Genomic DNA, 18,183 nt, shown 5'->3' with positions numbered 1-18,183 from the left:
AGAAAACACCGTTTTCAAATTGTAATCAGCACCAACCATTAAACGGGCTAATCAGCCCGTTTTTTTTGTGCCTACTAATTAGCACCGACGATTAATCAGTAGCCTAATAATACCGCCCTGCTTTTCCGTGTAGGCGGCTTTTCCCGTATAGGGCTACTGCAACCCTATGAATTAGAAAGCCGCCCTGACCGCCCTCAACGCCGCTACAGCCGCCTAATACTAATTGACTAAATAGCCTATAGAGATAGCGGGAGCCGGGCTATACGGATAGGCGAAAAATTAGCCCGTTCAGGCGGCTTTCCCACTATAGGGCTATTGATACCGCTATTGATTGGAAAAGCCCCGGAGATCGGCCTGAACGGCGACAGCCGTTTACCCAGAGTAGACGGTAAAGCGAGGGTGACAAACAGGTTTAAGCGTCAATGTTATGACCCTAAAGATCAGCCTCTGTATCAGCCTTGGCCAAGCCTTACTTAACCAGTCTTGCTCACGCCTTACCTAACCAGTCTTGATCACGCCTTAACAGCCCGGTTCCGGCCACGCCTTAACTATGCCTTCGTTTGAATATCAGTCATCGTCGAAGCCGATACACCATCAACCAGTGTCCGGTTGATCATCGGGTGTATTTCATCGGTCGGACCAAAGTCAGAATCAGGATGATAGGCAACGAGTTTCATCACTGTGTTTTCACCATGATCCGATCTGAAGAAATGCTTTACATCAGCAGGCATGAAAAAGATATGACCATCTTCGAGGTCAATGACCTTTTCAGGAGTCGTGCATTTAGCACCGCCTACCATGATGAACCCGGCTCTCATGCTCGGGTGGGTGTGCATCGTCTGAAGCACACCCTCTGGCATATAGAGGGCATTCAGGCATGGATCACCCTTGCGGATCGGAGCTTGAAGCATTGAGTCTTTGCAACCATCAATGTAGTTGAGCCTGCCTTCCGGTTCTACTTTCCCGACTGCCACGTTGCCGTGATAACCCACTCTCTGCCATACCACAAAGCGATAGTGTTCTGATTGGGCTTTCCATTTAAAACCATCAGGCATTACAAACCAGAATCCGGCAGCTACATTCAGGTAAAATTCATCACTTTCAGCGAGGGTAATCTGTCCCTCATGGACATAGCCATAGCAGGCACCGTTGGATGGAATAAGGCCACCGTCACGCTCTCGCTTTTTTGAGTCATTTTCAAAGCCATAAACAATGGTATGAAGCCCCGGAGTATCATCTTCATAGACCTTGCCGAAGTATTCTTTTGTTACATGAAAAGGATGCTGTTCCATAAGCCTGCCTTAGAATTGCTGTTTTATGTTTTTGACAGTTGCACCGTGGGAAGCCTGATCTATTGGCTTCAGAATAATTTCATCAAAATTCATGCAATCCGGTGCATCGAGCAGGTAGGAGATAAACTCGCCTACCTCATCAGGCTCTAATTGCCGAACACCATCGGTATGCTTGAGAGCCTTTTCAGAATCACCCTGATAACGGTTCTTCTGGAAGTTGGTATTACCGAGTCCTATTTCCATTGAGGTTGTCCTGATGCCACTGCCGAGCCATTCATGGCGCAGGGTTTTCATAATGGTATTTGAGGCTGACTTACTGGCGCAGTAATCCGCTCCCCCGGTGTAATTGAGGTAAGCGGCAATAGAACCCATGTGGATAAAGTGGCCTTGAGTCTTAACCAGATGGGGATACGCCCATTTAGCGACATAGGCTAATCCGAGGGTATTGGTCTCAAATACCTTAGCAACGTCCTCTGCTGCCTTTTCATGCAACGGGAGCTTTCCGATAGCGAGGCCAGCCGAATAGATCACAGCATCAAAAGGCTTATCCGGGGAGAATACTTCCGTGAAGAATGCCTTAACTTGATCCCGGTCAGTAATATCGAGGGAGAGCTCTGAACTTCTCCCGACTGCTATAACCCGATGGCCTGCACATGACAGTACATGAGCAATGCCCTCGCCATAGCCCGAGGTACCACCGATGACTAATACTTTTTTTGACTGCATTCAGACCTCCCAAGCCTGCGAAAAATCATCATCCTGAATGAGCTTGCTCTTGGGTATTCCGACCCTGGATGCGAGCCTGATGACTTCCTCTGCTTCCATCTGCAGGCGAGCCATAATCTCCTGCTGTGATAGCCCTTGCTCAATAAGTGACTGGACAATATCAGCCATATTGAGAACGCCGTGTGTACCTCTCGCCCGGTTATGGCGAATGGTGGCCATTTTCTGGCTCGACTCATCCTTGGGAGTTGTCATTACCGTCGGGACCAAACCGGCAGTGAGCTTAAAAATGTCCGCATCACCTGATACTGTCCAGCGGTGGAAACCATCGACTATTTCAAGATCAGGATTGACGACAATAGGCTGTGTCCAACCATCTTCGATAATGCTGATCTTCAGGAGTTTTAATTCAGTGGAGGCTACACGGTTGGGATTGTAATTGTTTGGCTTGAGTTCGTTCCGGTCACGCCAGACTACCTTACTGATCGGTTGGCCTTCGTGCTTTGCCTCTTTCTTTTTTGCCATAAATCTTTTTCGCCTCTTCGAGCGTTATTCCGATTTTATTCCGTGTCCTTTCACCTTGAGCCGCCATGCCTTGACTGATACGGCCTTTGAAGTCTCCCCGGATAGCCATTTTTCCGAGGAACTTCCATGAGCAACCGGATAACGGGTGAGGTTCTTCTTCCGGGATAGGATCGTCGGTGTAATTCTTGTGATACCGGATCATTCCGTTGATCTCTAATGCAACGAGCCTTTTGTTTTCATCATCAAACTGGTCAAGGATATTTTGGATATGATCCCGCCATGAAGTCTGATCAGGTTTAAAGCCCGATGAATAGAGTTCGGTGTTGGAGTATTTCGCTGCCGTTGCTGCACCTGGGACCCGATGGATCATCTTCTCCCACATTTCCGGGAAGCATTGAGCGTAGAGCCATAAGCCCCTCAATGGTTCTTCTCCGAACGGTGGGCAGACCCTTTGCCCGAGGAAATTTTCATGGAGGTCAGTACGGTTAACAATGTCGTACGTCCGGTTGTAGTCCTCATCCTTGACTCTTACTAACCGCCATACGTCCTTGGATGACCAGTCATAAATCGGATAAGCAAAAGCGACTCCCTTCTCAGGAGTAGAGAGGAAGTTGTCTTGCTTCTTCCGGGCAACGCATCGGTATCGCCTGATACTTTCTTCAGTGCGGATACCTTGAATGACGACTTTATTGGTCTTTTTGAAATGGGCAAGACCCCATTCCTGCATCGTCATTCCAAACTCGAACCGTGGGTGTTTGTTAATAGCCCATTCCGGCTTTTGCCTTACCCAGAGGTGTTCTTCTTCGGGATGCCAGCAATGCCAGAAGGGTTGTTCATTGGAACAGGCATTGCGGTGTCTGACCGGGAGGCAGTACCACTCTAAATTGACATCCTCACGCTCATAAATCCGCTGGACGTATTCGACTGTCGGCGGGTGTATCGCCTCTTCGTCGTAGAAGACAGCCTTAACTGGCAGTTTGCCGAGCCGGGTAGCAACTTCGATTGTGCAGAGCAGCATGGCGGTTGAGTCCTTCCCACCACTGAAACTCACGATAACTTCATCATAGAGTTTGTAGAGGTATTCAATCCGCTCTAACGTCTTTTCATAGACGTTTTGATCAATGTATTTCTTCTTGTGATACATACTTGTCCACCAGCACCATAAGAGCGTCTTCTGTCGCTGTGATTGATAAGTCATTCTTAATCTGATTGATCACTTCAATGAGCTTGAGCTTATTGTCGTGAAGCATGATCAATTCAAAGGCTGAATAACCGTCATCAGTCCGTTTACGCTCCCGATCTGGATCATCGTCGTCGCTCGCCTTGGGAGCCTCGGGAACATCGAAGAACTCATCAGTGCTGACCTGAAAGAAATTTTCATCAAAGCCGAGCAGGTCTAAATCGAAATCAACCGCCTCAAGCGACTCCATTTCGAGATTCAGTTTTTCCATATCCCAGCTTGAATTGAGAGCGATCTGGTTATCAGCAATGACATAAGCTTTCTTCTGCGCTTCGGTCAGATCAGCGAGAACAATACAGGGTACGGTTTTGAGTTCGAGTTTCTTTGCTGCCATTAGTCGCCCGTGGCCAGCAATAACCCCGTTTTCCCCATCAATCAAAACCGGGTTCGTAAAGCCGAACTCTTTGATGGATGAGCAAATCTGTATGATCTGTTCTTCGTCGTGGACCCGGGAATTATTCACATAAGGAATCAGGTCGCTGACTTTCTTTTCGACGAGCTTATGTTTTTTCTTTGCTGTCATTCCTTAACGCCTTATTTTATCTGCGACCTTCTCAATGCCACGGCTCGCAATGTAGCCGCCGATACCGAGTTGGACGATTGAAAAAAGTTTGAGTTCAACGGCCTCTGATAAATCAGGTGCCGACCATCCGAGCCACCGGGCAACAATCAACCCGGTAAAAACGAGCATAACGATTGGTCGCCATGATCGTTGTAGCCAGCTATCGCCTTGGGCTTCAGCCTTAATTACCCCGGCACGTTGGGCTAGTTCATCGAGCTCGCCATTGACTGCTAGATCCACCAGCTCATTTTTCGCCCGAGCCGCCTTGTCAGGATCAGGAATAACTTTTTCAATGATCTTCCCGATAACTGGAATCGCTGCCGCCCAGGTCATTGAATTGACTCCAACCAGTCCTCAACAATGAAGCTCGGACAGGTCTTGTACGGGGTGAAATAGTAATGGCCGACGACTTTTGCCTGTGGGTAACGTAGCTGGAGTGTCTCGATCAGCATTTCGAGAATGAGCCATTGCTCGGAGGTGTAGTTTTCCTCTGGATTACCGTTTTCATCAATCCCACCGATTAGGCAGACGCCGAGAGATTCATGGTTGTGGCCACGTACATGAGCGCCTTGGGCTTGAGAATGCCGACCAGCCTTAATCGCTCCATCACGCTCAATAATCCAGTGGTATCCAATATCAGACCAGCCGTTATCAACCGTGTGCCAATGCCGTATATCAGCAGTGGTCACGCCTTGATTGGCTCGGGTAGCTGAACAGTGGATAACGATGTAATTGGTTTCCGTCCTTGGAATCATCGCTCTATCCCTAAAGATTTTGTCTACTGCTTGAAAAAATAGGCAGCTATCCCGATGACTGCTGAAATAACGATCCAACCGAACCTTTCGATATGGGCGATAATGACACCCCTCGAACTGCTCTGAAATTCGAGCGTCCTGATCCGTCTCTCCAGGTCGGAAAGTTTAGAATCTTGTTGGCTCAGGTTTTCAGTCTGGTGGGCTATACGTTCTTCAATTCTTGCTAGATGGGATACTGCCTCACTGAGTTTGTCCAGCTTCGTATCAATACGATCCAGACGGTCGGAGAGGTCAGCCATAAGTGCTTCCTGCACAGAGAAATTTTAGGCATAAAAAAACCTCACATCTGTTTCAGGTGAGGTTTTGGACTATGGGAAAAAGTACCTGAATTTGTTTTCATTAGCAAGTTTTTGCCAATTTTGGTCAAATTTTGATCATCTCTCCTTGCCATACTTTAGCCTCAAAACAACGGACGCTACAGTTGGCAATCCGAGCCTATCAAGATAGTGGTCACAGAGATTCCAGTAGTAGTCATGCCATGTCTCAAAATCCCGTTTCCAGTTACACCGATGAATCTTGCATCTGTTTATTATTAAGTTCTTCGGGTATAGCTCGCGACCTGAGATTACGAATGACCGATAGTTCAAAACAGTGTATGCGACAACGTCCCTGATCTTCTCCTTAGTCACTTCCCGGTAAACCCGGTCAATGCTCGCAAAGTTTTCAGTAACGTCATTGTCGAGCCAACGGAAGAACCGGCCTTGCTCTGGCAAGAACTCTTCAGTTCTCGGACCGTAAGCCCACTTTACCCACGCCTTGAATGGATCATCGAGCCTCTCAACTGCACTGATAATCATACCGGCCTCGACTGCATGACAGATCATGCTGTTGGTATCGAGCTTTTGGGAAGTGTCCTCTGCGTAGAATCCGACCGGGCTAAACTCTTCGAGCAATGCTTCCCTTGTCTCTTCCTTGCAGCGGTGAACAGTTCGGAGGTATTTAGCGAAATCAGGTTTCTTTGCCTCTGCCCTGAAATTGGCCTCTAGCCCTTTACTGGTCAGGTGCGTTGCATAAGCGTCGTGGATAGCCTGTCTTGCCGTTGTGAGTTGCATGGCTATTGATCTCCGTATCGTGCGATCAGTACCGCATCAGCCCGACCATTGTCTTTTTTCCGGTGAACGTCAGCATCCGGGTATAGGTCTAATACCTTACCTCTCGAAGCATTCTTATCAGCGCCGATCAATCCCGCTGCCCGTTTCCACCGTTGCGGGGTGACGTACATCAGGGGCAAGCCCAAAACACTTACAGCCCCTTCGACAGCCCCATAAGAACGCCCGAAGTTAAACATGGATACAACGCCTTGACCTGGCATTGCTCCGACCTTTTCGAGATAGACCATCTCGACATCATGCCGGTTATAGCCACCGATAAGCTTCATCAGTTCGTAGCCGCTGACTTTCCGTTTCTTCCCATCCGGGACGGTTGGCATATCCACCAGCTTGATTAGCTGGAAACTGGTACTTTCCAGAACCGCTATCCCACCCGACAGACCCGGGTCTATTCCTATGATTATTCTCATACCTTCCTATTCCCTAATTTCTCTTAAATTTCTTCCCTGCTTTTTTCCTTTCCAGGTTCCCCTTCTCGCTGATTTGCCATGCTTCCCTCACGCCCCCCATCCTTACTGCTCTCCTTAAGGAGAGAGCAGCAAGGGGGGGTGGTGTCGGCTAAAGGCATCAACGAGCCGGAACCCCTTGAAAACAAAGGGTTTCAGGGGAGCAGGTGGGGAGGAAATTTAAAGCACCTCTAAAAACCATAGGGGGAGGGGGATTTTTGATTAAAATTTGAGCAGCTGAATCAGTCATTATCTAACACCTCCTGCCCCTTTTCAGTGACCGTCACAAAAGGCGCATCAACTGCTAAAAACCCCCTGTTAATCAAGGCGTCCAGAGTTCTCCGCCAGTGCTTGGAGCAAATAAATCCTTGGTCATAGCAGTCCTGTTTAAGAACCCTTAACTCAATTCGCGCATGACTTGGATCACGGCCACTGCTTTCAAGTGTTTGCCTTGCATTTGAGTAGAGGCTACTTAATGTCTCAATGATCTTTTTTTGCCGATCCCCGATATTGGATTCGAGCGCTTTTTTAATTTTTTCGCTCTGTATATCTGCCGGGTTAAATGCTTGCAAAACACAGCTATATTGAGGCTCGCCTTCCTCGTCAAAGAAAGGGAGTTGAATCGGGTTAAATAGGAAGTCTATTGGTTCCGGTTCATCAGCATCTTTCATCTTCTTCGTCGTGATTCTGATTGAATCATCTGACTTGACCACGGCATATTCCGCATCGAGCGCACCCTTGAGCGCACTGTTGCCACGGGCACGATCCTTCGAGCCGACCCCGGTGTGGTGGACGATCAGGACGCAGCACTCATACTTGGATCGGAGCAACTGGTCGATGTTGTTGATAAAGGTGTTCATTTCCTTAGTGGCATTTTCGTCGCCCGGACCGAAGTTTCTCGCCAAGGTATCAATAACAATCATTGAGGGGATAATACCGCCGGTCTCTTCGACAATTTCCTCTATGCTATCGCTGACCATCCGGGCATTGCCGAGTTCAATGAGCGAAGCTGAGCATTGGCTGACGTAAATCGGGGCATTGCGGAGGTTATAACCATTGGCAACCTGCCATGCCATTAGGCGACGAGATAGCCCATTAAATCCCTCGCCTGCTATGTAGAAAACGGGACCCGGGGTTTTGACCGGCTTGCCGTGCCAATCGCTACCAGTGGCAACACAGCAAGCGAGATCAATAGCGGAGAATGATTTGCCACAAGCCGGTTCACCAAACATCAGTGATAGGCTGTCCATTTCCAGAAAGCCTTTAATGAGCCAGTTGATCGGCTTCACACCTTTGACCAGTTCCTTAACATGGCTAAAGGCAAACTGTGGCTTGGGAGGCGGCTCGACGTAGACCGGCGAGCCAGGGTTATTGTTGGTGTGTGTCCGGGTAATGCTGGCAATGGTGCTATTGAGTTCAGCATCAGAGAGTGGTGGTGTATTTGACTGGTTCCATTGATCCAGAATGCTTTTGATTTCTTGGAGTGAACTCCCCTGCTGAATTAACTGGCCAGCCATACTCGCCGCTGCATTGTTCCGGCCTTGACCCTCGGCTAAATTGCTTCCGTCGTGTGGTAACGGATACTGGTCAGTTGAAAACCCGAGATTGCCCTCCAGTGCTTCTGTAGCCGACTGGCCATTAAAGCCATTGATAGCCGCTACATCGTCCGGGGAGAGCATTGGTAGATCGTGGAGATCAGCGATATCCATGTAGCCATCTGTCTCCCACTGATAGAGCGTTCCATCAGCGTGAGTACTCCCAGGTGCGACGACATAACCACCAGCGCCACGTACATCAATCCGGTTTTTCCGGGCAGAGTTTTGAATTGGATATTCAGGGTTTACCTGAAAGTAGAAGTGCTTGCCCTTGCTGGTCGTCACCCGGAGGGGGGTCCGAGTAATGGCTCCGTCCTCAATAAATTTGACTGCCTCGGCACTGTCAGCATCGACGACAACAACACCATAGCCGGTCGCTATTGCCCAGTTGGTATGCGGGAAAAGATTTGTCCAATGCTCGATCTGGCTATCTGCAGGGGCTTCATGCTGATACTGCTTCCAGCGATAACGGGGAGCCTTCGGCCAGTCCTCTTTCGCCTTAACTATCTCGCCAGAGCAACGATCATTAACAAACCATTCTGGCGGTTCTTCAAAAGGGTTGCCGAGGGGAAAAATGGAGAGACCGGCTTCGTTAAGCTTCCAAGCCTCGGCTGCGGTGTTTGGTAAATTTGCATCCATGTCTTAACGTCCTGTTTTTTATTTTTTGTTCTCAAAGTAAGCGGCACACTCGGCACACATCGAGCAACCGGGGACTGCTATCTGTCTCGCTGAAGGTATTTGGAGTCCACATTCCTCGCAGTTGTCAGCAGAGTCCTGTGGGGTGAGTTGGCGTTTTTGCTGGTGGCTTTTCAGCAGGGCTTCCATTTCCCTATCTTGGTATTCACCCGCCTTGTCTGCATCATCCATCGACAGACTTCTGCCCTTCGGCGGTCAGCATATCCGGGGTGAACTGAGGAACGATGGTTGACCAGAACAGTCGCCTGATTTTGCCAATCTCTTTTTTATCGTTCTCATAGAGTGAGATTTCGCCCTTTGAGCAATGGAGGATTTTTGCGAGTTCATCCATGGTCAGGCCATTCGCTTGACGGTAATTACGGAGTACCTGTCCCGGAGTATTTTTAACTTTCATCCCATAACCCCTGTTTAATTAAGTGTTGTTGGCAGGAGAGTATAAATTATTAACTGATCGAAACTGAATGAGCAACAAGTTTATAAAAAGCGTAACCGGCTTTCTATTTTGTGTTTAGAAAGAGTAAAATTTGGCAACTGATACTATCCGCCAGAAAAGACAGGGAAAACACAATGATAACGTGGCAACAACGAATAAGAGTCTTGCTCGACAAAAGGAACATAACGCAGACAGAGCTTGCAGAAAAATTAGGCGTAACTAAAGCGACTGTTTCCGTATGGCTCCGGGAAGAAGCCACATTAACAGAAAAAAATATTGATAAGCTGCAGCGTCGAATTGCCCCGGTCTTGGGAGTGACGCCAGATTACATAAGGGATGGCCATGAGTCAGAGACTTCACCCGGTCTTTTTATCCCCGATCAAGGCCGGTCAGTCCCTCATCTGTCTGGCAGTGATATTTCCCACTGGCATTTGAACAAAACTGTCGCCAATACCGTACCCTGGATGTATTGCCCGATAGATTGCAGTGAAGAAGCGTTTTGTTACACCATACCGAATAAAGTTATGGAAAATGGGGGGGGGACAACAGATAACCTCCCTTACAAATCGTTGGTTTTTGTTGATCCGAAGCTATCACTGGAATACGAGACGCAATGCCTTTTTTATGACCAGACACCCATAATCGGCACCTATGGGGAGCATAATGGCAAGAGCTACCTTGTGTACTCCAATGTCAGGTTTAATCCGGTACAAGTTGTTAGAGATAACTATATCGGTCGAGTTATTGGATATTTCTATGGGGTGAACAAATCGACACAGGCTGGTAGTCAAAGTTAAAAAAATTATGATTTATTGTTGACAGTCAAATCTCTTGAATGGCAACCTTTTGGTTACTGACGGATAAGATTAATAAACGTTAACCCAAATGGTTGCCATAAAAATGAATATCAATAGACAAATGGATTCTGTCGAAGTCATTGCACATGAAGTTCTATCCCTCCATGAACAAGAACTTTCTCTCATCCAAAGAGCTAATGAAGTCAGGAAAAAAGCTGAAGAAGCGAGAACCCTGCTATCTGATCTAATCACTTCTATTCAAGAATCAACCCCTCATGCACTGCCGGGATTATTCACAATCAATGGGCTGCTGTTCGACATAACCCGGAAAGATGGCTACATCGAAATCCATAAAGTGTCTGACCTCATAAATCATCTCGAAGCTATACCCACCAGCTAACGGCTTAACCCGCAACAACAACCACAACAAAAGGAAATTGCTATGTCCGAAAGCAATGATGCTTCACGGCTGGACAAACTCGCCTATGAATTAGAGCTCGCCAAACAAACCGAGCAGCAAGCAAAAGATCACCGCCTTTCTATTGAGCAGCAGTTAAGTGAAGTCGTCGGTGTCAAAGACGAGGGTAGCCATACCTTGAAAGGGGCTTACTACAAAGTGACCACCTCTTCCGGGTACACCAGAACCCTCGATGAAAAAAAGTGGGATGAGGTCAAAAGCCGTATTCCGGAAGCGGTAGCGAATAACCTGGTACGCACAAAAACAGAGCTCAACATCAAGCAGCTAAAGAGCCTGCAGAGCCTCGATCCTGCCCAATACAACATCGTTGCCGAGGCGGTGACTACTAAGCCGAAAAAGGTGTCGATCAAGTTTGAACGATTGGAGGGTGATCAGTAATGGCTATCTCTCTCGAATCCATCAGCCGCTCAACTGGTATCAAAGCACCGAGAATGGTCTGTTATGGACCGGCCGGTGTTGGTAAATCAACCCTCGGTGCATCGGCTCCGAGCCCTATCTTTGTTTGCACTGAGGACGGCTTGGGCAGACTCGAAGTTGATGCCTTCCCGATGATGCAATCATTTCAGGACGTACTTGATGCCTTAACCGTTCTCTACTCATCTGATCACCAGTACCAGAGTGTCGTCATCGACAGCCTTGATCACCTCGAACCGATGGTGTGGAAACACCTCTGTGAAACCTATGTCGGACCGAAGGGTGAACGCTATGAATCCATTGAAGACTTCGGCTATGGCAAGGGCTTTATTCTCGCCCTTGACCTCTGGCGACAGCTTTTAAATGTCCTTGATGCACTCCGCAATCAAAAAGGCATGGCAATCATCCTGATTGCTCATTCCGAGATTAAACGGTTTGAGAGTCCGACCACTGACAGCTACGACCGCCACCAGATCAAACTTCATAAACGGGCTTCTGATCTGGTGCAGGAATCCGTCGATTGTGTCCTATTCGCTGACTATAAAACCGTCATTGAAAAGGAAGAAGCCGGTTTCAACAAGACCAAAACCCGAGGCATTAGCACCGGGCAACGCTACCTGTTTACCGAGGCTCGCCCGAGCTTCATTGCAAAAAATCGCTATGGCCTGCCTCCTGAGCTTCCGCTGAGTTGGCAAGCATTTAGTGACGCACTGACCCAAACCACCAGCCAGAAATAAGGAGATTAATGATGGCTCAATTAGGTTTTAATGCAGGCGACTACGATCCAACGGATGACTTTGAACCACTCCCGGCTGGTGAATATCTCACCATGATTACCGAGTCTACGCTGGAAAATACCAAGACCGGTGGGCGCATGGTAAAACTGGCCTACACCGTAATGGAAGGGCAGTTTGAAGGCCGTAAACTCTGGTCACAGCACAACATTGAAAACAGAAACCCAAAGGCAGAAGAAATCGGGAGAAAGGAGTTAAGCCGGATTGCTCATGCCATTGGCCAGCCGATGATTAACGACACTGACCAGTTATTGCAGCAGATCGTTCGCATTCGGATTGTCATTAAGAATGACCCGGGTTATGGACCCAAGAATGAGGTCAAGAAGTGGATCGGCACCGGTAATAATCACCCGTCCTACCAGCAGCAGGCAGCAGTGCCGCAGCAACAAGCCCCGCAACAGGGAACTAACCGGCCTCCATATCAGGCGCCAGGTGGACAACAACAAGCCCCGGCGCAACAACAGCCACCAGCAGGCCACCCGGCCGCACAACACAATGCTCCACCATGGGGTGCAAAATAATGAGTCGGGATGACTGGTATGCAGTCGCTGCATTAGCTCTGTTTATTGTCGTCTACTGCATCGTGCTTATTCGGGTAATTACTCAATAGAGGGGCTTGCCCCTCTCTCTATCAGAAAAGGACTCTATGTTTTTTAACCCATACGGCACTTCTGCCAAGAAAGCCGACAAGGCTTGCTACACCAAAAAAAGGCTGACCGACACCGAGCGCAAGAAAAAACGGAAAGCTCAACGGATTGCAAGAAGGCTAAATAGAAAGAAGTGACTATTTGCTCAATGATTGAACTGATTAGCCGGAAAAAAGGTAGCGAATATGAAAATCCCTGAGCCTGCCCAAACCACCATCAAAGCCATTGTCCAGCATTATGAAGACAACCAATGGGGAGGCTTCCGGGCTCACCTCGGCGGTTCCCTGATCGGTCGGCCTTGTGACCGGGAGCTTTGGTACACCTTTCGCTGGTGTACCGAGGTTCGCCACAATGGGCAACTATTGAGATTATTTCAGACTGGCCACCTCGCTGAAGATCGCTTTATAAAAGACCTGCGTAATGTCGGAGTAAAGGTACACGATACTGACCCCGCTACAGGCAAGCAATTTTTGGTCAAAGCCTGTGATGGTCATTTCGGCGGTTCTTTTGATGGTGTCGGTATCGGGTTTATTGAAGCACCCTCCACCTGGCACTTGATAGAGATGAAAACTCATGGTGAGAAATCATTTAATAATCTGAAGAAGGTCGGCGTTCGGGAAGCAAAGCCTGAACACTACGTCCAGATGCAGATTTATATGTATCTCGCCGAGCCGCAACTGACCAGAGCCTTTTATATGGCGGTCAACAAAAATAATGATGAACTTTATGGAGAGCGCATTCGCCTCGATCCCGAAGTTGGGAAAGCCATTGTAAACCGGGCAAGCAGTATCATAGTAACCGATATACCACCGACCAAAATCCATGAAGACCCGAGCTGGTATCAGTGCAAATTCTGTGATCATCACGGCATCTGTCACGGAGAGGAAGCTCCTGTCGTAAACTGCCGCACCTGCCTACACAGCACACCGATTGAAGATGCCGCTTGGCATTGTGCTCGCCATGATCGGGAGCTCTCGAAGCAGGAACAGCTAAATGGTTGTGAACAGCATTTATATAACCCGCATTTGCTAGAGCAATTCGCTGATGCCTTAGATAGTGGTGAGTACTGGATTAAATACCGGCTCAAGGCTAACGGCGAAGAATTTATCACAGGCGATGGTAACGACCAGTTTTCATCAAAAGAAATTCAGGCAGTAGAAGACAAAACACTTCTGACTGATGAAAAGCTGGTGGAACTGAAAGAGACATTCGACGGAACGATTGAGGGAAGCAAATAATGGACATTACCAAAACATACCGATTTATCCCGGCTGGCAATTCACCTGAAGGCAATAGCATTGATCTAATCGGCATCCGCTGTGACGGGAATATTGGCTTCACTGATTTTCAGGGAGGGAAGTTTTATCCACCAGTAACTCATTATCTGGTCGAAGATATCACTCCTTTTGACCGGTATGCCGAAGCCGCTTCCAGTGAAACTATCGACCAGCTTGAAAGCCAGTTAGAGAACCTGCAAAACCAGACTATCCAACTCCGTGACCTGTTCGCCATTGCCGCACTGGTTGGAGAATTTGCCGCTAACCGTGGCACAACCATTGAGCAGGCTGTGAACTTTTCCTACACCATCGCTGACTGGATGCTCAAGGCAAGGAGAGCTGGTAATGAGTGATTGGAGCGTAAACTTACGTGGCACAAAGGATGATTTGCATAATTGGATTTCAATAAAAGGTGAGGGTGGAAGTACTGATGTACTCAAAATTGAGTTTCGTAATCATCCATTAATTGACAAAGTTTTTATCGAAAAAATAACCAAGGCCTTAATGGAAGAAGTCGTTGAACAATTTGTATCTTGGAGAGAGGGAGAAAGTTACGACCGCAATTCAACATACTTTAACCGTAAGAAGGCTGAGCGCACGGCTATCAAGATTATTGAAAATATGAAGCGAGGTGCCAATGGCTTATGAACTCCGCTGGTATCAATCGGAGGCCATAGCTGCAATTTATCAATACTTTAGCACCTCCGAGGGAAACCCCTTGTGCTGTGTCAGTACTGGTGGTGGTAAATCCATCATCATTGCTGATTTTATCCACGGCGTATTAAAGCACTGGCCAGACCAACGGTTCCTCATTCTTTCCCATGTGAAGGAAATTATTGAACAGAACCATGAAAAGATAGTCACTCTCTGGCCAGAGGCTCCGACTGGTATTTACTCGGCCTCGATGGGCTCACGGAATACGGAAGCGCAGGTATTGTTTGCCAGTATTCAAAGTGTTCATAAACGGGCAGAGCAGCTTGGCTTCTTTGATCTGTTGCTGATTGATGAATGCCACTTGCTCAATAGTGAAAGCTCCGAGACTATGTACACCCGGCTAATCGCAGGCCTCCGGGAAATTAACCCGGCACTGAAAATAATTGGTTTTACGGCCACGCCTTACCGTATGAAGCAGGGCTTGCTAACGGAAGGGAAGAACCCGCTATTTGATAAAATCGTTTATGAGACAGACATTCAGCGACTAATTGACGATGGTTTTCTATCGCCGCTCCGTTCCAAAGCCGGTAAGGAGAAGATTGACCTTAATGGTGTCCGAACCCGGCAAGGTGACTTCCTCACAAGCGATATGGAAGATGCCGTAAAGAAAAATGATGTGACGGAAAAGGCGATCGCTGAAATTATCCAGTACGGGCAGGACAGAAAGGCATGGCTTATTTTCTGTGTCAGCATTGCCCACGCCGAATGGGTAAAAGAACTGCTGGTTGATGAGGGGATAGTCGTTGAGTGTATCACTGGCGGTACTCCGAAGGATGACCGGGCTAGGATACTAGCCGACTATAAAGCCGGTAAGATCAAAGCCTTGACCAGCCAAGGCGTACTGACAACAGGTTTTGATGCCCCACTCACTGATATGATCGCACTTCTCCGGGCAACCAAATCACCCGGGCTATATGTCCAGATACTCGGGAGGGGTTTGCGGATCAGCCCCGAGACGGACAAGACTGATTGCTTGGTGCTTGATTACGGTGGCAATGTCGAAAGGCATGGACCGCTTGACCGTATCAGTGTTGATCATATAAAAGCCGGTAAAGGTTCCGGGGAAGCACCGATCAAAGAATGCCCTGAGTGCTTTGAACTGATACTCGCAGGCCTCCGGGTATGCCCTGCTTGCAACTATGAGTTCCCGGCAAAAGAAAAGCACGACACCGAAGCTTCCAGCGCAGCCTTGCTCGCCTCCCAGGTCGAACCTGAATGGCTCGATGTTGATGAGATTGTTTATAACCTGCATGACAAACCCGGCAAGCCCCCTTCTGTCCAAGTCACTTATCGCTCTGGTTTAGCCGCTATCCGGGAATGGGTTTGTTTTGAGCATACGGGCTATGCAAGGCATAAAGCCGTTATGTGGTGGTACAAAAGATTCGGTCAGGAAGCCTGCCCGGAGTTTGCCGAGGATGCCCTTGACCGACTAACTAACGTCCGGGATATGCAGGAACCCTGCCGGATCGAGGTAATACAGGAAGGACGCTGGCAACGGGTAAGGGCTTATGACTTTACTGTTAAAGAAGGCACTCCGAGCGAATGGAACGACAACCCGGGTGATCGGCCAAAACAGAATGATGCATTCGAGGCTGGCCACTTTGATGTGTTTGATACGGATATTGATTTTTAGGGATAGGGATATGGATAAAGTGAAAAGAAAAAAATCTGCCAGTCAAGGTGTGGATGACTACTCCATAATTTATGCTTTTGAGATACCGAACCAACTAGCTGAAAAATTTGAAAAACTGGTGAAAGAAAACGGGCAAACAGAGTGTGAGGTTTTGGCTTCTCTGGTTGCCCAGTGGCTTAATAATAACTAATTACCACTAATTTAATTACTCAGATTTAGCATTAGGATTATGATACTTTGATCGCCTTCCGTGTTTGATATTACCGTGAGGGGTGGTTTTTAACCGCCGAATCACCTTGGGAGGGGCATTGTATCTTCCGATTCTTTTGTTCCCTTTATAAATATTGGTCGAGTAGTCTTTTTCGACCTCAAGCCTTAACACAATCCCCGACAGTAAATGTATCTTTACGCTAGTTCTATAACCGGGTTTAGGTGAACTAACCACTATCTTTTCCACAACATTCTCAAGGGCGAGAAGAAATGGCTCTTGATCTTCCTTAGTTGCCAATTCTAGTGAAAACCTTTTATGAAATGCTTTTATTTTACTGATGTTACCTATCATTGATGGTGAGGCCAGAATTTCAAGCTTACTAATTATTTCATCTATTTCAAACTCAAGTTGATTCAGTTGAATCTCTGTTTTTTCGGCTGCTTTTGTTCCTGCCTTCGATCCAGAGGCAATTAGCTCAACTAGATTATCTAATCGTTGTCTTTTCTCTGTGGCTTCGGCCTCTTTTGTTCCGAGTAATTTTGTCAGCCTAGCCTTTTCTGTGTTGGCCGACTTTTGCATCATGTCTGATTGATCCATCAATGAAAGAGCGTACAGTAGGGATTTCTGAAACTTATCCACCGTAAGTGATGACTTTTGCCCGCAATCATTTTTACGCTGTTTGCTGTGACAGATATAAGAGCTACGAATACCCTGTCCTGTATTGACAATTCTGCTCCCGCAATGGTTGCAATATATGAATCCTCGAAAGAAACTTATTGCTCGCTTTTCTGGCCTACCAACTCGTACGATTTTTCGCTTTTGTAGCATGGATTGTGCAAGGTAAAAGGTATCTTTATCAATAATGGCAGGGAAAGCCTTAATTATGGTTTTGTCTTTTGCTTCATAAAGGCCGAGAACTTTCTGGTTATACATTAATCGCTGACATTTAGCATTTGACGAGTGATAAAGGTCGCCGTACTTTTTATTAATAACATTGGCAATATCCATTAGGCTCAAATTATTAACGGTACATAATCTGAAAATATCCTTAACTATCTGTGCCTGTTTTTTTATCACCTTTGGCTTGCCGCTGCTTATATCAATCCAGAAAGGATATACTTGGCTATGGCCTAATCCACCGTTACGCATCCTCTCTTCCATGTGTAGCCAGCTTTTTTTGATACGCTTTGACTTGGTTTCGCTTTCTTCGTGAGAGCGACATAGCAGGGTTATGGAAATAAGCAGGGGAGAAAAATTTTTCTGAATTTCCTCCTTGTTATAAGTCATCCGATCAAAGCTGGTATAAATAGTAATATCTGCGTTCAATATCCTTATGAACAATTCCAGAGCGGTCATTATATCCGCTCGGCTTAGGCGATCTAAACTTTCAACCAGCAGGACGGCTGGCCTCTGGATAAGGCCTGCATCGACAGCGTTAAGGAAGCTGCCAAGTGCTGCCCGGTCATCGAGGTTCTTTCCGTGGTAAGCAGACTTGCCAATATCGGTAAGCTTGAACGAGGTGTCCATTGTCCACCCCATCTCATTACATATTGCCTCACTGGCCTCTACTTGCCGCTTTATCCCACCACCTCTTGCCTGCCTCTTGCTGGATATTCGGTGGTAGGAATAGCAATAAATGACCTCATTGCTTATTGTTTCTACGTCCATGTTTATTTTTTTAGTAAACATTAGATACTCCAATAATAACTGTTTATCTTACGTATTTATACAATTATATTGTCTACATATTTGTGTGCGTTGAGTCGTTGAATGTGAAGGGCA

At 47.3% G+C, this 18,183-nt stretch carries 24 protein-coding genes; 10 read left to right on the top strand and 14 right to left on the bottom strand.

Features of this window, described 5'->3' with window-relative positions; translation table 11 throughout:
* Nucleotides 1-548: 548 nt before the first annotated feature.
* The 13 genes from KDK13_RS11810 to KDK13_RS11750 form a co-directional block, all read right to left on the bottom strand.
* Nucleotides 549-1,292: an AraC family ligand binding domain-containing protein gene (locus KDK13_RS11810; protein WP_257285171.1), complete on the bottom strand. Its 744-nt coding sequence runs from the start codon at nt 1,290-1,292 to the stop codon at nt 549-551.
* Nucleotides 1,293-1,301: 9 nt separating this feature from the next.
* Nucleotides 1,302-2,018 carry an SDR family oxidoreductase gene (locus KDK13_RS11805; RefSeq protein ID WP_257285170.1) on the bottom strand — a complete coding sequence of 239 codons (717 nt, stop codon included), beginning with the start codon at nt 2,016-2,018 and terminating at the stop codon, nt 1,302-1,304.
* Nucleotides 2,019-2,540 carry a ParB N-terminal domain-containing protein gene (locus tag KDK13_RS11800; RefSeq protein WP_257285169.1) on the bottom strand — a complete coding sequence of 174 codons (522 nt, stop codon included), beginning with the start codon at nt 2,538-2,540 and terminating at the stop codon, nt 2,019-2,021. It abuts the gene before it with no gap.
* Nucleotides 2,494-3,684 carry a phosphoadenosine phosphosulfate reductase family protein gene (locus KDK13_RS11795; protein ID WP_257285168.1) on the bottom strand — a complete coding sequence of 397 codons (1,191 nt, stop codon included), beginning with the start codon at nt 3,682-3,684 and terminating at the stop codon, nt 2,494-2,496. The genes KDK13_RS11800 and KDK13_RS11795 overlap by 47 nt, the downstream gene beginning before the upstream one ends.
* Nucleotides 3,659-4,303, bottom strand: a complete 645-nt coding sequence (locus KDK13_RS11790) for a ParB/Srx family N-terminal domain-containing protein (protein ID WP_257285167.1) — start codon at nt 4,301-4,303, stop codon at nt 3,659-3,661. Before KDK13_RS11790 ends, KDK13_RS11795 begins: the two co-directional genes overlap by 26 nt.
* Before the next feature lie 3 nt (nt 4,304-4,306).
* Entirely contained in the window at nt 4,307-4,675 is a 369-nt protein-coding gene (locus tag KDK13_RS11785; protein ID WP_257285166.1) for a holin family protein, read from the bottom strand.
* Nucleotides 4,672-5,097: an N-acetylmuramoyl-L-alanine amidase gene (locus tag KDK13_RS11780; RefSeq protein ID WP_257285165.1), complete on the bottom strand. Its 426-nt coding sequence runs from the start codon at nt 5,095-5,097 to the stop codon at nt 4,672-4,674. The genes KDK13_RS11785 and KDK13_RS11780 overlap by 4 nt, the downstream gene beginning before the upstream one ends.
* 23 nt (nt 5,098-5,120) lie before the next feature.
* Entirely contained in the window at nt 5,121-5,396 is a 276-nt protein-coding gene (locus tag KDK13_RS11775; protein WP_257285164.1) for a hypothetical protein, read from the bottom strand.
* A gap of 135 nt (nt 5,397-5,531) precedes the next feature.
* The gene (locus KDK13_RS11770) at nt 5,532-6,209 is read right to left on the bottom strand and encodes a bacteriophage antitermination protein Q (protein WP_257285163.1); all 678 of its coding nucleotides are present in this window, start codon (nt 6,207-6,209) and stop codon (nt 5,532-5,534) included.
* Nucleotides 6,210-6,211: 2 nt separating this feature from the next.
* Complete coding sequence (locus KDK13_RS11765; protein ID WP_257285162.1) at nt 6,212-6,676, bottom strand: hypothetical protein; 465 nt, start codon at nt 6,674-6,676, stop codon at nt 6,212-6,214.
* A gap of 278 nt (nt 6,677-6,954) precedes the next feature.
* Entirely contained in the window at nt 6,955-8,946 is a 1,992-nt protein-coding gene (locus KDK13_RS11760; protein ID WP_257285161.1) for an AAA family ATPase, read from the bottom strand.
* A gap of 18 nt (nt 8,947-8,964) precedes the next feature.
* Entirely contained in the window at nt 8,965-9,174 is a 210-nt protein-coding gene (locus tag KDK13_RS11755; protein ID WP_257285160.1) for a TraR/DksA C4-type zinc finger protein, read from the bottom strand.
* Nucleotides 9,167-9,397 (bottom strand): helix-turn-helix domain-containing protein, encoded by a 231-nt coding sequence (locus tag KDK13_RS11750; protein ID WP_257285159.1) that lies wholly within the window; start codon nt 9,395-9,397, stop codon nt 9,167-9,169. Before KDK13_RS11750 ends, KDK13_RS11755 begins: the two co-directional genes overlap by 8 nt.
* A gap of 173 nt (nt 9,398-9,570) precedes the next feature.
* Here KDK13_RS11750 and KDK13_RS11745 point away from each other — a divergent pair, with 173 nt between their 5' ends.
* The 10 genes from KDK13_RS11745 (at nt 9,571) to KDK13_RS11700 (ending at nt 16,380) form a co-directional block, all read left to right on the top strand.
* Nucleotides 9,571-10,233 (top strand): helix-turn-helix domain-containing protein, encoded by a 663-nt coding sequence (locus KDK13_RS11745; RefSeq protein WP_257285158.1) that lies wholly within the window; start codon nt 9,571-9,573, stop codon nt 10,231-10,233.
* A gap of 103 nt (nt 10,234-10,336) precedes the next feature.
* Nucleotides 10,337-10,633 carry a hypothetical protein gene (locus KDK13_RS11740; protein ID WP_257285157.1) on the top strand — a complete coding sequence of 99 codons (297 nt, stop codon included), beginning with the start codon at nt 10,337-10,339 and terminating at the stop codon, nt 10,631-10,633.
* 42 nt (nt 10,634-10,675) lie between these two features.
* On the top strand, nt 10,676-11,089 hold the full coding sequence (locus tag KDK13_RS11735) for a hypothetical protein (protein WP_257285156.1): 414 nt from the start codon (nt 10,676-10,678) through the stop codon (nt 11,087-11,089).
* Nucleotides 11,089-11,862 (top strand): ATP-binding protein, encoded by a 774-nt coding sequence (locus tag KDK13_RS11730; protein WP_257285155.1) that lies wholly within the window; start codon nt 11,089-11,091, stop codon nt 11,860-11,862. The genes KDK13_RS11735 and KDK13_RS11730 overlap by 1 nt, the downstream gene beginning before the upstream one ends.
* Nucleotides 11,863-11,870: 8 nt before the next feature.
* Nucleotides 11,871-12,440, top strand: a complete 570-nt coding sequence (locus KDK13_RS11725) for a DUF669 domain-containing protein (RefSeq protein ID WP_257285154.1) — start codon at nt 11,871-11,873, stop codon at nt 12,438-12,440.
* A gap of 311 nt (nt 12,441-12,751) precedes the next feature.
* Complete coding sequence (locus KDK13_RS11720; RefSeq protein ID WP_257285153.1) at nt 12,752-13,804, top strand: PD-(D/E)XK nuclease family protein; 1,053 nt, start codon at nt 12,752-12,754, stop codon at nt 13,802-13,804.
* Entirely contained in the window at nt 13,804-14,196 is a 393-nt protein-coding gene (locus KDK13_RS11715; protein ID WP_257285152.1) for a hypothetical protein, read from the top strand. The genes KDK13_RS11720 and KDK13_RS11715 overlap by 1 nt, the downstream gene beginning before the upstream one ends.
* A complete protein-coding gene (locus KDK13_RS11710) occupies nt 14,189-14,491 on the top strand; it encodes a hypothetical protein (RefSeq protein ID WP_257285151.1) in 303 nt (100 codons plus the stop codon). Before KDK13_RS11715 ends, KDK13_RS11710 begins: the two co-directional genes overlap by 8 nt.
* A complete protein-coding gene (locus KDK13_RS11705) occupies nt 14,481-16,190 on the top strand; it encodes a DEAD/DEAH box helicase (RefSeq protein WP_257285150.1) in 1,710 nt (569 codons plus the stop codon). The genes KDK13_RS11710 and KDK13_RS11705 overlap by 11 nt, the downstream gene beginning before the upstream one ends.
* A 10-nt stretch (nt 16,191-16,200) precedes the next feature.
* Nucleotides 16,201-16,380 (top strand): hypothetical protein, encoded by a 180-nt coding sequence (locus tag KDK13_RS11700; protein WP_257285149.1) that lies wholly within the window; start codon nt 16,201-16,203, stop codon nt 16,378-16,380.
* 15 nt (nt 16,381-16,395) lie between these two features.
* Here KDK13_RS11700 and KDK13_RS11695 read toward each other — a convergent pair whose 3' ends face one another.
* Nucleotides 16,396-18,090, bottom strand: a complete 1,695-nt coding sequence (locus KDK13_RS11695; RefSeq protein ID WP_257285148.1) for a recombinase family protein — start codon at nt 18,088-18,090, stop codon at nt 16,396-16,398.
* Between the last annotated feature and the right edge of the window lie 93 nt (nt 18,091-18,183).

Origin of the sequence: Endozoicomonas sp. SESOKO1, from assembly GCF_024606265.1 — a bacterium.
Lineage (GTDB): Bacteria > Pseudomonadota > Gammaproteobacteria > Pseudomonadales > Endozoicomonadaceae > Endozoicomonas.
The sequence above is the reverse complement of the archived record's forward strand: the minus strand, read 5'-3'. Positions and strand labels throughout refer to the sequence as shown.

What these genes read in the sequence shown, in the direction of transcription:
- KDK13_RS11765 (WP_257285162.1), bottom strand. Translation starts at nt 6,676, where the DNA reads ATGAGAATAATCATAGGAATAGACCCGGGTCTGTCGGGTGGGATAGCG.
- KDK13_RS11710 (WP_257285151.1), top strand. Translation starts at nt 14,189, where the DNA reads ATGAGTGATTGGAGCGTAAACTTACGTGGCACAAAGGATGATTTGCAT.
- KDK13_RS11715 (WP_257285152.1), top strand. Translation starts at nt 13,804, where the DNA reads ATGGACATTACCAAAACATACCGATTTATCCCGGCTGGCAATTCACCT.
- KDK13_RS11740 (WP_257285157.1), top strand. Translation starts at nt 10,337, where the DNA reads ATGAATATCAATAGACAAATGGATTCTGTCGAAGTCATTGCACATGAA.
- KDK13_RS11775 (WP_257285164.1), bottom strand. Translation starts at nt 5,396, where the DNA reads ATGGCTGACCTCTCCGACCGTCTGGATCGTATTGATACGAAGCTGGAC.
- KDK13_RS11795 (WP_257285168.1), bottom strand. Translation starts at nt 3,684, where the DNA reads ATGTATCACAAGAAGAAATACATTGATCAAAACGTCTATGAAAAGACG.
- KDK13_RS11780 (WP_257285165.1), bottom strand. Translation starts at nt 5,097, where the DNA reads ATGATTCCAAGGACGGAAACCAATTACATCGTTATCCACTGTTCAGCT.
- KDK13_RS11725 (WP_257285154.1), top strand. Translation starts at nt 11,871, where the DNA reads ATGATGGCTCAATTAGGTTTTAATGCAGGCGACTACGATCCAACGGAT.
- KDK13_RS11735 (WP_257285156.1), top strand. Translation starts at nt 10,676, where the DNA reads ATGTCCGAAAGCAATGATGCTTCACGGCTGGACAAACTCGCCTATGAA.
- KDK13_RS11695 (WP_257285148.1), bottom strand. Translation starts at nt 18,090, where the DNA reads ATGTTTACTAAAAAAATAAACATGGACGTAGAAACAATAAGCAATGAG.
- KDK13_RS11755 (WP_257285160.1), bottom strand. Translation starts at nt 9,174, where the DNA reads ATGGATGATGCAGACAAGGCGGGTGAATACCAAGATAGGGAAATGGAA.
- KDK13_RS11720 (WP_257285153.1), top strand. Translation starts at nt 12,752, where the DNA reads ATGAAAATCCCTGAGCCTGCCCAAACCACCATCAAAGCCATTGTCCAG.
- KDK13_RS11785 (WP_257285166.1), bottom strand. Translation starts at nt 4,675, where the DNA reads ATGACCTGGGCGGCAGCGATTCCAGTTATCGGGAAGATCATTGAAAAA.
- KDK13_RS11770 (WP_257285163.1), bottom strand. Translation starts at nt 6,209, where the DNA reads ATGCAACTCACAACGGCAAGACAGGCTATCCACGACGCTTATGCAACG.
- KDK13_RS11810 (WP_257285171.1), bottom strand. Translation starts at nt 1,292, where the DNA reads ATGGAACAGCATCCTTTTCATGTAACAAAAGAATACTTCGGCAAGGTC.
- KDK13_RS11800 (WP_257285169.1), bottom strand. Translation starts at nt 2,540, where the DNA reads ATGGCAAAAAAGAAAGAGGCAAAGCACGAAGGCCAACCGATCAGTAAG.
- KDK13_RS11730 (WP_257285155.1), top strand. Translation starts at nt 11,089, where the DNA reads ATGGCTATCTCTCTCGAATCCATCAGCCGCTCAACTGGTATCAAAGCA.
- KDK13_RS11760 (WP_257285161.1), bottom strand. Translation starts at nt 8,946, where the DNA reads ATGGATGCAAATTTACCAAACACCGCAGCCGAGGCTTGGAAGCTTAAC.
- KDK13_RS11805 (WP_257285170.1), bottom strand. Translation starts at nt 2,018, where the DNA reads ATGCAGTCAAAAAAAGTATTAGTCATCGGTGGTACCTCGGGCTATGGC.
- KDK13_RS11705 (WP_257285150.1), top strand. Translation starts at nt 14,481, where the DNA reads ATGGCTTATGAACTCCGCTGGTATCAATCGGAGGCCATAGCTGCAATT.
- KDK13_RS11750 (WP_257285159.1), bottom strand. Translation starts at nt 9,397, where the DNA reads ATGAAAGTTAAAAATACTCCGGGACAGGTACTCCGTAATTACCGTCAA.
- KDK13_RS11790 (WP_257285167.1), bottom strand. Translation starts at nt 4,303, where the DNA reads ATGACAGCAAAGAAAAAACATAAGCTCGTCGAAAAGAAAGTCAGCGAC.
- KDK13_RS11700 (WP_257285149.1), top strand. Translation starts at nt 16,201, where the DNA reads ATGGATAAAGTGAAAAGAAAAAAATCTGCCAGTCAAGGTGTGGATGAC.
- KDK13_RS11745 (WP_257285158.1), top strand. Translation starts at nt 9,571, where the DNA reads ATGATAACGTGGCAACAACGAATAAGAGTCTTGCTCGACAAAAGGAAC.